This is a genomic window from Streptomyces sp. NPDC015345, from assembly GCF_043078805.1.
In the GTDB taxonomy this organism is placed as follows: domain Bacteria; phylum Actinomycetota; class Actinomycetes; order Streptomycetales; family Streptomycetaceae; genus Streptomyces.
Genome location: NZ_JBIBTX010000002.1, coordinates 1,206,436 through 1,220,078, shown reverse-complemented (window position 1 = coordinate 1,220,078; position 13,643 = coordinate 1,206,436). Strand labels below are relative to the sequence as shown.

The 13,643-nt window shown below is 73.2% G+C and carries 11 protein-coding genes; 6 read left to right on the top strand and 5 right to left on the bottom strand.

Translation table 11 applies throughout. The annotated features are described in order from the left end of the window. Positions 1–147: 147 nt before the first annotated feature. The 4 genes from ACF062_RS11620 to ACF062_RS11605 all read right to left on the bottom strand — a co-directional run bounded on the left by ACF062_RS11620 (position 148) and on the right by ACF062_RS11605 (position 5,698). Positions 148–2,799, bottom strand: coding sequence for an ATP-binding protein (locus tag ACF062_RS11620; protein WP_392137536.1), 2,652 nt, complete (start codon positions 2,797–2,799; stop codon positions 148–150). 171 nt (positions 2,800–2,970) lie between these two features. Beyond that, positions 2,971–4,128 carry an acetyl-CoA C-acetyltransferase gene (locus ACF062_RS11615; protein ID WP_392137720.1) on the bottom strand — a complete coding sequence of 386 codons (1,158 nt, stop codon included), beginning with the start codon at positions 4,126–4,128 and terminating at the stop codon, positions 2,971–2,973. 46 nt (positions 4,129–4,174) lie between these two features. Continuing rightward, on the bottom strand, positions 4,175–4,762 hold the full coding sequence (locus ACF062_RS11610) for a TetR/AcrR family transcriptional regulator (protein WP_392137719.1): 588 nt from the start codon (positions 4,760–4,762) through the stop codon (positions 4,175–4,177). Positions 4,763–4,897: 135 nt separating this feature from the next. Continuing rightward, the gene (locus ACF062_RS11605) at positions 4,898–5,698 is read right to left on the bottom strand and encodes an SDR family oxidoreductase (RefSeq protein WP_392137535.1); all 801 of its coding nucleotides are present in this window, start codon (positions 5,696–5,698) and stop codon (positions 4,898–4,900) included. A gap of 171 nt (positions 5,699–5,869) precedes the next feature. On the opposite strand from ACF062_RS11605, the gene ACF062_RS11600 reads away from it, so the two are divergent. From ACF062_RS11600 to ACF062_RS11585, 4 genes are all read left to right on the top strand, one after another. Beyond that, positions 5,870–7,072: an acyl-CoA dehydrogenase family protein gene (locus ACF062_RS11600; RefSeq protein WP_392137534.1), complete on the top strand. Its 1,203-nt coding sequence runs from the start codon at positions 5,870–5,872 to the stop codon at positions 7,070–7,072. Continuing rightward, on the top strand, positions 7,072–8,058 hold the full coding sequence (locus ACF062_RS11595) for an acyl-CoA dehydrogenase family protein (protein ID WP_392137533.1): 987 nt from the start codon (positions 7,072–7,074) through the stop codon (positions 8,056–8,058). Before ACF062_RS11600 ends, ACF062_RS11595 begins: the two co-directional genes overlap by 1 nt. A gap of 534 nt (positions 8,059–8,592) precedes the next feature. Further along, the gene (locus ACF062_RS11590) at positions 8,593–9,777 is read left to right on the top strand and encodes an anhydro-N-acetylmuramic acid kinase (RefSeq protein ID WP_392137532.1); all 1,185 of its coding nucleotides are present in this window, start codon (positions 8,593–8,595) and stop codon (positions 9,775–9,777) included. A gap of 96 nt (positions 9,778–9,873) precedes the next feature. Beyond that, positions 9,874–10,821: a DUF2510 domain-containing protein gene (locus tag ACF062_RS11585; protein ID WP_392137531.1), complete on the top strand. Its 948-nt coding sequence runs from the start codon at positions 9,874–9,876 to the stop codon at positions 10,819–10,821. A gap of 153 nt (positions 10,822–10,974) precedes the next feature. Here ACF062_RS11585 and ACF062_RS11580 read toward each other — a convergent pair whose 3' ends face one another. Continuing rightward, positions 10,975–11,559: a TetR/AcrR family transcriptional regulator gene (locus ACF062_RS11580; RefSeq protein ID WP_356578960.1), complete on the bottom strand. Its 585-nt coding sequence runs from the start codon at positions 11,557–11,559 to the stop codon at positions 10,975–10,977. Positions 11,560–11,720: 161 nt separating this feature from the next. Between ACF062_RS11580 and ACF062_RS11575 the strand changes: the two genes are divergently transcribed. Both ACF062_RS11575 and ACF062_RS11570 read left to right on the top strand, forming a co-directional pair. Beyond that, entirely contained in the window at positions 11,721–12,578 is an 858-nt protein-coding gene (locus ACF062_RS11575; protein ID WP_392137530.1) for a phosphatase PAP2 family protein, read from the top strand. Then, positions 12,575–13,486 (top strand): DMT family transporter, encoded by a 912-nt coding sequence (locus ACF062_RS11570; protein ID WP_392137529.1) that lies wholly within the window; start codon positions 12,575–12,577, stop codon positions 13,484–13,486. Before ACF062_RS11575 ends, ACF062_RS11570 begins: the two co-directional genes overlap by 4 nt. The last annotated feature ends 157 nt before the right edge of the window (positions 13,487–13,643 follow it).

The following is a 13,643-nucleotide window of genomic DNA, read 5'->3' as shown; positions in this document are numbered from 1 at the left end:
AGCTCCGGGGCCTTTCGAGGCGGGGCCGGCTCAAGGGGCGCGCAAGCCTCCGGAGTCCCGCCAAAGGCCGCACGCGCCGGGGCAGCGGGCGCCGGACCCGCCCCGAGGTAAAGCCGACGCCCAGCTGCCCCGCGGTGCGATCAGGCGTCAGCCCTTTACCAGGGACATGTGTGCGAGCGCCCGCTCGGCAAGCCCGTCGGCTCCGCAGGTCCGTGCGAGGGTGAGACCGCGTTCCAGCTCCGGCACGGCGTCCGCCGCGATGCCGTACTCGACTCGGGCCACCGCGTGTTCGTACGCACAGGGCGACGCCTCCAGGTAGGTCGCCGCCTGGCGGTACAGGGCGATGGAGCGCGGGCCCGTCTCCAGGGCGGCCGCACACCGCAGGGCCTCGCCGATCGCGGTGTCCGTGCCGAACCGCTCGGCCTGCATGCGGGCGTCGGAGACGAGGTGCGCGGCCCGCTTCGGGTCCTCGTGCGCCAGGGCGCGGGCGAGGTCGTACGCCCACGGCGCGAGCACCGTGTTGTACTGGCCGCGCGCGGTCAACGCCTTCGCGGTGGCCTCCAGTTCGTTCAGCCCCTCGTCCGTGCGGCCGAGCGCGAGCAGCAGTCTGCCGCGTACGGTCATGGCGTCCGGGACGTAGATCGTGGAGGCGGAGGGCGGCGCGAAGCCGTAGCGGTCGGCGATGGCGCCCGCCTCGCCGATGTGCCCGCGCGCGAGGAGCGTGTCGATGAGCATGCTGGCCGCCTCCCAGTGCATGGGCAGGCCCTTGCCGACGCGGTCGGCAAGGCGCAGGCTCTCGCGCAGGGAGTGCTCGGCGTCGATCAGCCGCCCGCGCCTGCGGTACACATAGCCGAGGAAGGCGTGCGCGAGTGCGAGGTGCCCGCCGCTCCAGCCCGCCGTCTCATACGCGCGCACGGCCTCGGTGAACAGGCTCTCCGCGCGGTCGAGCCGGTCCGCGAAGGCGTAGGAACCGCCGAGCATCAGACGGAGCTCGAAGCTCCACTCCGTGTCGGTCCAGCCGAGTCCCGGCGCGAGGCGGCCGTTGACGAGGGCGCGGTCGCAGAGTTCGACGACCAGTTCCGCGTTCTCACCGCGTGTCATGGCGTCGAAGGCGCGCAGGATCAGCAGGGCGCGCTCGGAGTTGTCGCGGCCGGTCAGCGGGCCCGCGAGCTTGGCCAGCTGCCGCGACCGTGCCGGGGAGTCCTCCTCGCCCGCGTGGATGCCCTCCCACATGTAGTGCACGGCCTGGAGGCGCAGCAGCGCGGGCCCCTGGTCGAGCCGTGCCGATTCCTCGGCGATGGCCCGCAGGCCCTCCTCCAGCTGGTCGTTGTGGACCAGGGCCTGGGAGAGCCGGCAGACCGCGTCGACGCGCAGCTCCTGGTCGAGGCCCCGCATGGAGAGCGCCTCGCGCAGGTGCTTGATGGTGGTGGCGGGCGAGGTGAGCAGCGTGGCGCAGCCCAGTTCGTAGAGTACGCGGGCGTGGATCTCGGGCAGTGGTGGTTCCCGCAGAGCCCGCTCGAGACAGCGGCGGGCCGCGTCGGGCGCGCCGACGGCGAGATGTTCGGCCGCGGCCTGGCGCAACTGCTCGACCAGGTCGGGATCGTCCTCGGGGTGCACCTCCAGGAGATGCCGGGAGGCGGCCGCGGCGCCCCGGCCCTCCTGCGTGACGACGGCGGCGGCCACGCCGTGCATGGCGGTGCGGGTGGCCGAGGGGATGGAGCGGTAGATCGTGCTCTCGATCTGGGGGTGGACGAACTCCAGGCCGTCCTCGTCGCGGAGCAGGATGCGCGCCGCGCAGAGCTGCTCGGCGCAGCGCTCGGCGGTGGCGCGGGGCATGCCCGCGAGCCGGGCGGCCATGTCCAGGGAGATGGCGGTGCCGAGGATGGCGGCCGCCCAGGCGAAGCGGGTGGCGTCGGTGCCGAGGTCTTCGAGGCGGGCGATGAGGCCTTGGCCCTTGGCCGTGCGGTTGAGGGCACGCAGGGTGTCCGCCGAGCTCTCCACCGGTTCGAGGTCGCTGTCCTGCACCTTGGCGAGCAGTTCGACGGATTCGTAGGGGTTGCCGCCGGTGACCGCCCACACCTCGCGGCAGAACGGGGCGTCGGCGTGCTCGCCGAGCGTGGCGCGGGTCAGCCCCGCGGCGGCGTCCGGGGTGAGCGCGTGCAGCGTGCTGAAGGAGCGGGCCGACGCGGCGACCGACGCCAGATGGCGTGCGCTGTCTCCCCCGGCCTCGCCGGGCCGGTGGGCGATCACGACGAGCACGGACAGCTCGGACAGGCGGCGGGCGAAGGCGGCCAGCCAGTGCAGGGTCTCCTGGTCGGCCCAGTGCGCGTCGTCGATGAGCAGGACCAGCGGCCATTTGAGCTGCGCCAGCCGGGAGACCACTTCGACGAGGCCGTCACAGACACCTTGGGGATCGGCCTGCCTGCCGCCGGGTTCGACTATGCCGAGGGCCGGGCCCGCGATGTCGTACCAGTCGCCGAGGTATTCGCGTTCCTCCTCGGGCGTGAACGACACCAGTGCGGGCTGGAGGAGCTGGCGTACGACGTTGAAGGGGACGGAGGTGACGGCTTCACCGCCGCGTGCGTACCAGACCGTGGCGCGGCGTGCTTCCGCGATGCGGCGCACTTCGGCGAGCAGCGCGGTCTTGCCGATGCCGGCCTCGCCGCGGAAGACGAGCAGGCCGCCCGCGCTCATGGCGTCCGCGCAGAGTTCCTCGACGGCCTGGGTCGCCGCGGCGAGTTCGGCGTCGCGCTCCCACAGTGGGGCCCAGGCGGCTCCTCCGGGCCGTCCCTGCGTCATCGCGCTACCTCCCGGAGTCGCTCGATCGACGTACAGAAGTCGAGACTAGCCGGGTCGGGGCCGGTGTGGAGCGCTGTCGGCGCAGGTACTCCCGCAAGGGGTGAGGAAGAGTCCGTTTCGTGGACGCGGAGGGGTTTCCGCATGGCTGCCGGGAGCGGTACGGACGGGATGTCAGAGGCGTTCGATGATCGTCACGTTCGCCTGGCCGCCGCCCTCGCACATCGTCTGGAGGCCGAACCGGCCGCCTGTGCGCTCCAGTTCGTGCAGGAGCGTCGTCATGAGCTTCGCGCCGGTCGCGCCGAGGGGGTGGCCGAGGGCGATCGCACCGCCGTTGACGTTGACCTTCTCCGGATCCGCGCCGGTCTCCTTCAGCCAGGCGAGGACGACCGGGGCGAACGCTTCGTTGATCTCGACGAGATCGATGTCGTCGATCCGCATGCCGCTCTTCTTGAGGGCGTATGCGGTGGCGGGGATGGGTGCGGAGAGCATCCGGATGGGGTCCTCGCCGCGTACGGAGAGGTGGTGGACGCGGGCGCGAGGCGTCAACCCGTGTTCCCGCACCGCCCGTTCGCTCGCGAGGAGCATGGCCGCGGCACCGTCGGAGACCTGGGAAGAGCAGGCGGCGGTGATGGTGCCGTCCGCGAGGACGGGTGCGAGGCCCGCCATCTTCTCCAGGGTCGTGTCGCGCCGCGGGCCTTCGTCGGTGGTCACGCCGCCGTACGCGACGACTTCGCGGTCGAAGCGGCCCTCGTCGATGGCGCGCACGGCGCGTCGGTGGGAGCGGAGCGCGAACTCCTCCATGTCACGGCGGGAGATGTTCCACTTGGCGGCGATCAGCTGGGCGCCGTGGAACTGGTTCACGGGCCGGTCGCCGTAGCGGGCGCGCCAGCCCTCGCTTCCCGCGTAGGGGCCTTCGGTGAGGCCGAGGGGTTCGGCGGCCTGCCGGGACGCGAAGGCGATGGGGATCATCGACATGCTCTGTGTGCCGCCCGCGACGACGAGGTCCTGGGTGCCGGACAGGACGCCCTGCACCGCGAAGTGCACGGCCTGCTGGGACGATCCGCACTGCCGGTCGATCGTCACGCCGGGCACCTCTTCGGGGAGTCCGGCCGCGAGCCAGCTGGTGCGGGCGATGTCCCCGGCCTGCGGTCCGACCGTGTCCAGGCAGCCGAAGACGACGTCCTCCACGGCGGCGGGGTCGATGCCGGCGCGCTCGACCACCTCCTTCAGGACGTGGGCGCCCAGGTCGGCGGGGTGGACCCCGGAGAGGCCTCCCTTGCGCCGGCCGACGGGGGTGCGGACCGCTTCGACGATGTAGGCCTCGGCCATGACTGCGTGCTCCTCGGTCGTGGGGCGCCGCATGGCGGCGCCCCTCTTACGTACGTACGGAGATGCCGTCCAGGACCATCGACAGGTACTGCCGGGCGATCTCCTCGGGGCTGTGGCCTCCGCCGGGGCGGTACCAGGACGCGGCGACCCAGACGGTGTCGCGCACGAAGCGGTAGGCGAGCCGGATGTCCAGGTCGTCACGGAAGACGCCATCCGCGACGCCGCGCTCCAGCGTCGTCAGCCACGTCTTCTCGAAGCGCTGCTGTGAATCGGACAGGTACTCGAAGCGCTCTTGCGCGGCCAGGTGCCTGGACTCCTTCTGGTAGATCGCGACGGCGGCGCGGTGCCGGTCGATCTCCCGGAAGGACTCGGTGACGAGCGCCTCGAGCGTCGCGCGGGGGTCGAGCCCGGCCTGGAGCACGGTGTCGTACCCGTCCCATAGCTCGGTGAGGAAGGTGCGGAGGATCTCTTCGAGCATCGACTCCTTGGAGTCGAAGTGGTAGTAGAGGCTGCCGGCGAGCATTCCCGCGGCATCGGCGATCTTGCGGACCGTGGTGGCGTTGTACCCCTGTTCGGCGAAGACTTCCGCGGCGATGCCGAGGAGTTCGCGGCGCCGCTCGGGCGAGGGGCTCACCTGGGGCTTCTTCTTGGTGGTACCGCTCGGCCCGCCGGTGCTCCGGTTCTCGGCGCTCTGGTTCTTTGTGCGCTGGTTCTTTGTGCTCTGGTTCTCGGTGCTCTGGTTCGGTTTCGACACACGGTCATTCTCCGCCTAGGCGTGCTGGCTGCTGACCGAGACGGTCTCGCCCGTCATGTACGAGGAGTAGCCGCTGGCCAGGAAGACGATGACGTTGGCTATCTCCCAGGGCTGCGCGAACCGTCCGAAGGCCTCGCGGGCCGTGAGCTCTTCGAGGAGCTCCGGGGAGGTGACCTTCGCGAGGTGGGGGTGCATGGCGAGGCTCGGTGAGACCGCGTTGACCCGGATGCCGTGGGGGGCGGCCTCGATCGCGGCGCAGCGGGTGAGGGCCATGACGCCCGCCTTCGCCGCGGCGTAGTGGGCCTGGCCGGCCTGGGCGCGCCAGCCCAGCACGGAGGCGTTGTTCACGATCACGCCGTGGCTCTGGCCGGCGTCGGCCCGAACGCTCGCCCGCATGCGGCGCAGGGCGGCGCGGGTGCAGCGGAACGTGCCGTTCAGCGTCACGTCGATGACCTTGTCCCACTGCTCGTCGGTCATCTCCGTCAGCTCGGCCATGCCGCCCAGTCCCGCGTTGTTCACGACGATGTCCAGGCCGCCGTGCCGCCGCTCCGCCAGCTCGAACAGGCTCTGGACCTGTGCCTCATCGGTGACGTCGCACGGAATGCCGTCGATCCGGTCGACGCCGAACTCCTCGGCCAGCGCCGCCGCCGTCTCCTTCGTGCGGCGCGGGTGGGCGTCACCCATGACGACGCGCGCGCCCTCTTCCAGGAAGCGCCGCGCGGTGGCGCCGCCGATGCCCGCGCCCGCGGCCGCCGTGATCACGGCGGTGCGGCCCGCGAGCAGGTCATGTCCCGGCGGACAAGCGGGTGCGTCCATGAGCGGCCCTCCGTCTCGGTGCTGGTTCGGGAGCGCGACCTGTCGTCGCGAGCTAGTCGCAGGCTTGTCACGGGCTTTGGCTCTCGACTCCCGCACCGCCTTCACGTAATCTACCAAACACTTGTTAGGGAAGAAATAAGTAGACGACGGCCAAGAGGAGGTGGGGCGCTGATGGATCTCGACTTCACCGCCGGGGAGGGCGAATTCAGACAGCGGGCGTGCGACTGGCTCACCGAGCATGTGCCGGGCGTGCCGCTGCCCTCCCTGGAGACCGAGGAGGGTTTCGCGGCCCACCGGGAGTGGGAGCGCGAGCTCGCCGCCGACCGCTGGTCGGTGGTCTCCTGGCCCGAGGAGTACGGCGGTCGGGGCGTGGACATCGTCAAGTGGCTGGTGTTCGAGGAGGAGTACTACGCGGCGGGGGCGCCGGGCAGGGTCTCGCAGAACGGCATCAGCCTGCTCGCCCCGACCCTCTTCGACTTCGGCACCGCCGAGCAGCGCGCGCGGGTGCTGCCCTCCATGGCGACCGGCGAAGTGATCTGGGCCCAGGCCTGGTCAGAGCCTGAGTCGGGCTCGGACCTCGCGTCACTGCGCTCCACCGCCCGCCGCACGGAGGGCGGTTGGCTGCTCCAGGGGCAGAAGACGTGGTCGTCACGGGCCGCCTTCGCGGATCGCGCGTTCGGACTCTTCCGCAGTGAGCCGCGCGAGACCGGCGCGGAGGCCGTGAGCATGCCGCATCAGGGCCTCACGTACCTGATGTTCCCGCTCGACGCCGACGGCGTGACGGTCCGCCCCGTGGGGCGCCTGGACGGGAAGCCGGCCTTCGCCGAGCTCTTCCTCGACGACGTCTTCGTGCCCGACGACGACGTGATCGGCGAGCCGGGGCAGGGCTGGCGCATCGCCATGTCCACCACGGGCAACGAACGCGGCCTGATGCTGCGCTCCCCCGGCCGCTTCCTCGCCTCCGCGGACCGCCTCACGCGGCTCTGGCGGACGCACGGCGACCCGGCGGACACCGCGTTGCGCGACCGTGTCGCCGACGCCGTCATCGGGGCGCGCGCGTACGAGTTGTTCACGTGGGCCAATGCGTCGCGCTTCGCGGCCGGGGAGCGGATCGGCGCCGAGACCAGCCTCAACAAGGTCTTCTGGTCGGAGTACGACATCGCGCTGCACGAGACGGCGCTGGATCTCCTGGGCGCGGACGGCGAGCTGGTCGGCCGCGCGACGGCGGAGGCCGGCCTCTCGCGGTCCGACAACGTCGACTGGACGGAGGGGTACGTCTTCTCGCTCGCCGGGCCCATCTACGCCGGCACCAATGAGATTCAGCGCGACATCATCGCCGAGCGGCTGCTCGGTCTGCCGAAGGGACGCCGCTGATGAGGTTCCTCCTGGACGCCCAACAGCGGGAGTTCGCGCGGACCCTCGACGCGATGCTGGCGGCGGCCGACACGGTGACGGCCACGCGCGCGTGGAGCGCCGGTGACCACGCGCCGGGCCGCGCGGTCTGGGGGCGGCTCGCGGAGGCGGGGGTCTTCGCGCTGCCGGTTCCACAGGAGTACGACGGCGTGGGCCCGCTGTCCGTCGAAACGGCCGTCGCCTTCGTGGAGTTGGGGCGGCACGCCGTGCCTGGCCCGGCCGTCGAGACAGTGGCCGTGGCGGCGCTGCTGGCACGCCTCGCCGAGCTGGGCGAGCCCGGGCCGGCCAAGCGGTTCCTCCCCTCGCTCGCCTCCGGTGCCGTGAGCGCGACGCTGACGCTCCCCGGCGGGGGGCCGTACGCGCTGGACGCGGACACGGCGGGCCTGGTCCTCGCCGTGGCGGACGGTGAGCTGCGGCTCGCGCCCGGCCACGCGCGCGTGCGGCGCTCCCTCGACCCCGCGCGCCGCCTCGCCGCCCCGCTGCCCGGCGGTGAACCACTCGCCACGGGCCCGGCCGTGGCCGACGCCGCGCGGCACGCGACGGACTGGGCGGCGCTCGCCACGGCCGCGCAGGCGCTCGGTGTTGGGGCGGCGCTGCTCGACAGGACCGTGGCGTACGTGAAGCAGCGCGCTCAGTTCGGGACGCGGATCGGGGCGTTCCAGGCCGTGAAGCACCGGCTCGCGGACGTCCTGGTGCGGCTGGAGTTCGCCCGCCCCCTGGTGCTCGGCGCGGCGCTGACCATGGCCCCCCGGGACATCGCCGCCGCCAAGGTGACGGCAGGCGAGGCGGCGTACGGAGCGGCCCGCGCCGCACTCCAGTTGCACGGGGCGATCGGATACACCGCGGAGTTCGACCTCTCCCTGTGGCTCACCAAGGCGAGGGCGCTGCGGAGTGCGTGGGGGGACCCCGGGGTGTGGCGGGGGAGGGTCCTCACCGGGGGCGCGTGATCGGTGCGCGCTGTTGCCGGGGCCCCACGGAGAGAGGGCGTCCCGGCAGCGTGGCACGGAAAGTGAGCACAGCGCCCGGCAACGCAACGCGAACACCCCAGCCGGACCCGCTTCGCCAAACGCCATGCCCCCCTGAGCCACCTCACCACCAAACGCACGGCAACACCGCCCGAACCAACGCCCTCCACCGCCAATCCGCCCCGCCGAGCAGGCGCGACACGCACCCCAGAGGCGCCCCACCGCGCCCCGCCCCGCGCGGCCGCGCGTAGCGCACGGCGGACGCGCGGCGCAGAGGCCGGGCGCTCGGCCGGGCCCCCGCGCGGGAGACTCTCTTCGCGCCTCGCCCGCCCTCACGGCCGCGTTCCGTGCGACGCTGGAACACGCTCCACGGCCCGTGTCGCACGCTCCGGCGGGTCTCCGTCCGGCCGGGATGCCTCCGCACCCCGTGCCGCTTTCCGGGGAGGCGCGTCAACCCCCGTCGGCGGGATGCGATGATCAAAATCATTGGCGAGCCGACCGAGAAGGAGGCCCCACGTGCGCGTGATCGGGCTCATGTCAGGGACCTCGTACGACGCGATCGACGCCGCCGCGGCCGATCTGGCCCTCGACGGGGACCGGCTGACGCTCACGCCCCTCGGGCTGATCAGCCGCGGCTACGACGAACGGCTGCGCGCCGGCCTCGCCGCGGCGCTGCCGCCCGCGACCACCACGCTCGCCGACGTCTGCCGTCTGGACACCGCCATCGGCCGCGCCTTCGCCGCCGCCGCGGTGGAGGCGGACCGCGAGCTGTGCGACGGGCGGGCCGAGTTGGTCGCCTCGCACGGCCAGACGGTCTACCACTGGGTGGCGGACGGGCAGGTGCACGGCACGCTCCAGATCGGCCAGCCCGCGTGGATCGCCGAGGCGACGGGGCTGCCGGTGGTCGCCGACTTCCGCCCGCGCGACATCGCGGCGGGCGGCCAGGGCGCACCCCTGGTGAGCCTCGTGGACCGGATGTGGCTGCGCGGCCGCCCCGGCGCCCCCGCCGCGCTGAATCTCGGCGGCATCGCCAACATCACCGCCGCCGACGGCACGGCCTTCGACACGGGCCCCGCCAACGCCCTGATCGACGCCGCGGTGAGCGAGGCCACCGGCGGCCGCCTCACCTACGACCTGGACGGCGAGCTGGCCGCCCGCGGCGCGGTCCACCCAGGGCTCCTTGACCGCCTCCTCGCCGAGCCGTACTACGCGCTCGCGGCACCGAAGACGACCGGCAAGGAACTCTTCCATCTGCCCTATCTGCGTACGGCGTTGAAGGGGTACGAGGCGCTGTCCACCGAGGATGTCGTCGCCACGCTCACCCGGCTCACCGCCCGCACGGCCGCCGACGCCGTCCGCTCGGTGCGGGCCTCGGAGGTCATCGTCTCCGGCGGCGGCACCCGCAACCCCGTGCTGATGGCCTTCCTGCGGGCGGAGTTGGGCGGCGGCATCCCCGTGCGCACCTCCGACGAGCTCGGTATGCCGGCCGCGGCGAAAGAGGCGTACGCCTTCGCCGTCCTCGGTTTCCTGACCCTGCACGGGCTGCCGGGGACGGCCCCGACAAGCACGGGAGCACGCCACGCGAGCGTGCTGGGCTCCATCACGCCGGGGCGGCGGGGCACTCCGTGGCCCGAGACGCTCCCGGAGAAGGAGGCCCCGGCCCGCCTGGTCGTCAACGGCCATGGCAGCCGGGCGCGGTAGGCGGCGGGGCGACGGCCCCACCGGAAGGAGGGTGGCGGTGTTCCTTTCCGGGCCCCTCTCATGCCACTTTCACGCTGTACTCATACGCTGGCGCCCATGACGCAGATGACTCCTCCAGGCTGGTACCCCGATCCCGGCCAAGCCGCCGGCGGTCCTCCCACCGAGCGTTGGTGGGACGGGAACGTGTGGACGGATCAGGTGCGCGCCGCCGCGGGCACGCATGCCTACCCGACCCAGCCGGCCTTTCCGGCCCACCCGGGGCAGCCGCCCGCGCCACGGCGCGGACTGCGCGTCGCCATAGCCACGGGCGTGGTGCTGGCCGTCCTCGCCGGGATCGGCGGCGGGGTGTACGCCCTGACCGCCGACGACGACAGCGGTGGCGAGAGCGGCTCCGCGGCCAAGGAGCCGTCGTCCGGAGCCCCGCGGGAGCCCGGGGACTCGCAGGCGCCCCGGTCGCCGGACGGCCCGGGCGGGCCGGACACACCCCGGACGCCGGGCCAGGAGCCCGGTTTCGTGAGCGATCCGGTGAACGGCATCCAGATCCCCGTACCGGACGGCTGGACCGGCGGGAGGACCCGGGCGGGCGCCGGGGTGCAGACGCAGCCGATCCCCTGCCCGGGCAACCCGGACGAGCGGTGCACGCGCGGCAGCGCGTACTCCCAGTCCGCCGAGGAACTGGGCATCGACGCGAAGACCCCCGAGGCGGCCGCCAAGGCGGACATCAAGAAGAACGCCAAGGAAGGCTACGGCGGCAAGACCTACGGCAAGATCACCTCGCACAAGGTGCTGGCCTCCAGGTCGATCACCGTCGCGGGCCAGAAGGGCTACTACGTCCGCTGGAAGGCGGTCACGGAGAAGAGCGACGACGGCTACGTCGAGTCGCTCGCCTTCCCCTCCCCCGCCAAGAAGTCGAAGATCGTCATCGTCCGCATGGGCATCGACGACAACCCCAGGGCGCCTTCGCCGTCCTACATGGACCAGATCGCGAAGGGCATCAAGGCGGGGCCCGCCGGGGAGGGCGGCGGAGCCGGGCAGGACGTGTAGGGAGCGCCGACGGGACGCGGTCCCGATGGGCCGGGCGGGGTTCCTCGCCGCTCAGGAGGAACCCCGTCCGGCCCGGGGGTGCGCGCCGCCCCCGTCCCCACGGTGCGGCGCGGGCAGGCCCGAGTCCCCCATCCAATGGACTCGGGCCCACGATCAGGTGAGGCCGAGCGCGGGCAGCACGCAGGCCTCGACGAAACGGGTCAGATACTCCTCGTCGGCGTGGGCGCCCTCGATGATGGGCCTCGCCCGCAGCACGCCGAACAGCTGCACCGTGACGAACTCCACCGCCGGGTGCCCCTCGGCGATCTCGCCGCGCTCCACACCGCGCCGGATGATCGCGTCCATGGCCTGGAGCTCCGGCTCGACCAGTGTCTCGCGCAGCACCCGCTGAAGGTCCACGTCCTGGAGGACCGCGTGGCTGAGCGCCTGGAGCAGCATCGTGTCACGCCCCGACTGCTCGCCCGCCGCCCGGGCCGCCGCCCGCAGGTCCCCGGCGAGGCTTCCGGTGTCGATGCCCTGGAACCGCACGCAGCGGTTGGCCCGCAGCGCCGCGGCCACGAACTGGGGCTTGGACTTCCACTGGCGGTAGAGCGTGGACTTGCTGCACCGGGTGCGGGCGGCGACACCCTCCATGGTCAGAGCCTCGTACCCGCATGCGCGGAGCTGGTCGAGGACGGCGTCGTAGAACTCCTGCTCACGCTCGGGCGTGATCTTCGAGCGGCTCGACGTCGACGTCATGGCTCTTCCCCTCGGTACGGCGGCCGGATCAGCTCGATCAGCCCTCATCGATACGCCAGTGTACCGGTACGCCGCCGTATCGGTACACTGGCGTATCGATGAGTGAGGCGCTTCCTCGCTCCGCACCGCACTACCCAGTCATCATGCAAAGGGGCCGGGGGATGGAATCCCGAACCGAGCCTGCCGAACGGGAGCCGGACACATCTGTCCGGCCACCCCTCGTCCGCGAGCTCCTCCTCGTCGTAGGACTTTTCCTCGTCTACAAATTCGGCAGGCAGCTCGCCAACGGCCACACCGGCGAGGCGTTCCACAACGCGCACCGCGTATGGGACGCCGAGCGGACGCTGCGCCTGCCCGGCGAGGGCGCCGTGCAGGACGCCCTGCTGAGCGGCGACACGCTGATCCACGTCGCGAACACCTATTACGCGACCGTGCACTTCCCGGCGACACTGCTCTTCCTGGTCTGGCTGTACCTGCGCCGGCCCCGGCACTACGTCTGGACGCGACGGGTCCTCGCCGCACTGACCGCCGCCGCGCTCGTCCTGCACCTCGGCTTCCCGCTCGCGCCGCCGCGGATGCTGGACGCCGCGCACCTCGTGGACACGGCGCAGGTGTACGGGCCCTCGGTGTACGCCGCCAAGCCCGCGACCGACACCATGGCCAACCAGTTCGCGGCCATGCCCTCCCTGCACTTCGGCTGGGCGCTGATGCTGGCCATCGGCATGATCGTCGCCACCTCGACGCGGTGGCGCTGGCTGTGGCTGCTGCACCCCCTGCTGACGTTGTTGGTGATCGTCGGCACCGCGAACCACTACTGGCTCGACGCTTTCGTGGCGACCGCGCTGCTCGGCGTCGCGCTCGCGGTCATCCGCCTGCCGCGACCCGCCCGGTCGCTGGTCGTACGGCGCTCCGGGGACGCGCGTCCCGAGCCGGAGCCCCGGGCCACGGCCTCGGCCTCGGCCTCGGCGGGCCCCCTCCCCCGTACGCCGGAACTGATCACCTCGGGGGCCGGTCAGTGAACGCCACTCTTCTCGCCGTCGCGCTCTCCCTCGTCTCGGCGGGCGCCTACGCCGCCGCCGCGGTCGCCCAGGAACGGCTCGCCTCACGGATCACCGAGGGCGAGAGCGGGGCCCTGCGGATGCTCGGCAGCGGCGTCTGGTGGTCCTCGGTCGGGCTCAACGCCGCCGCCGCGCTGCTGCACGTGGCCGCCCTGAAGTACGGGCCGCTCACGCTGGTCCAGCCGCTGGGGGCGCTCACGCTCGTGGCCGCCGTGCCCCTCGGCGCGCGGCTCGCGGGGCGCCGGGTCACGCGTCTGGAGTGGCGCGGCACCGGCCTCACGCTCATAGGCCTCGGGGCGCTGCTCCTGACCGCTTCGGGACCGGCGCCGGACGACACGCTGACGGTGCCCGAGGCGCTGGTCGTGGCAGCCGCGACGATGGCGGTCATCGGGATGCTCTCCCGCCCCGGCACGCGGCCGGGGCTGCGGCACGCGACCGCGTCCGGCTTCGCCTCCGGGGTCGCCTCGGCGCTCACGCAGACCGTGACGGTGGCCGTGACCGACCGTACGGGTCCGCTGCTCGGCCCGCAGGTCGTGATCGTGGCGCTGCTCGTCGCGGCGTTCGCCGCCGGTGGTCTGCTGCTCTCGCAGACCGCCTACCGCGGCGGCCTCGGCGCACCGCTCGCCGTGGTGACCCTGTCCAACCCGCTGGCCGCCTCGGTCATCGGCGTGGCCCTGCTCGGCGAGCGGCTGCGGGGCGGCGCCGGCGGGATCCTCGCCGCGGTGGCGGGCGCGATGGTGGCGGCGTACGGAGTCGTGGTGCTCACCCGGTCGCCACGGAGCCCCGCGGCGGAGCCGGCGCGGGAGTACCTGCCGTCGATTCCCGGCCCGTCCGTGGAGCCGGCGGCGCTGCGCCTGTCACGGCCCTGACCGGGCGGCGTACGCACGCGAAGACGGCGTCGGGGGGCGCCCCCCCCCCGGGGGGGGCCCCCCCCCCCGGGCCCCCCGGGCCCCCCCCCCCCCCGGGGGGGGGGCCGGGCCGCCCCCCCCGCCCCCCGCCCGGCCCGCGCCCCACCGCCCCCGCCAC

What these genes read in the sequence shown, in the direction of transcription:
- ACF062_RS11620 (WP_392137536.1), bottom strand. Translation starts at nt 2,799, where the DNA reads ATGACGCAGGGACGGCCCGGAGGAGCCGCCTGGGCCCCACTGTGGGAG.
- ACF062_RS11615 (WP_392137720.1), bottom strand. Translation starts at nt 4,128, where the DNA reads ATGGCCGAGGCCTACATCGTCGAAGCGGTCCGCACCCCCGTCGGCCGG.
- ACF062_RS11605 (WP_392137535.1), bottom strand. Translation starts at nt 5,698, where the DNA reads ATGGACGCACCCGCTTGTCCGCCGGGACATGACCTGCTCGCGGGCCGC.
- ACF062_RS11600 (WP_392137534.1), top strand. Translation starts at nt 5,870, where the DNA reads ATGGATCTCGACTTCACCGCCGGGGAGGGCGAATTCAGACAGCGGGCG.
- ACF062_RS11595 (WP_392137533.1), top strand. Translation starts at nt 7,072, where the DNA reads ATGAGGTTCCTCCTGGACGCCCAACAGCGGGAGTTCGCGCGGACCCTC.
- ACF062_RS11585 (WP_392137531.1), top strand. Translation starts at nt 9,874, where the DNA reads ATGACGCAGATGACTCCTCCAGGCTGGTACCCCGATCCCGGCCAAGCC.
- ACF062_RS11580 (WP_356578960.1), bottom strand. Translation starts at nt 11,559, where the DNA reads ATGACGTCGACGTCGAGCCGCTCGAAGATCACGCCCGAGCGTGAGCAG.
- ACF062_RS11575 (WP_392137530.1), top strand. Translation starts at nt 11,721, where the DNA reads ATGGAATCCCGAACCGAGCCTGCCGAACGGGAGCCGGACACATCTGTC.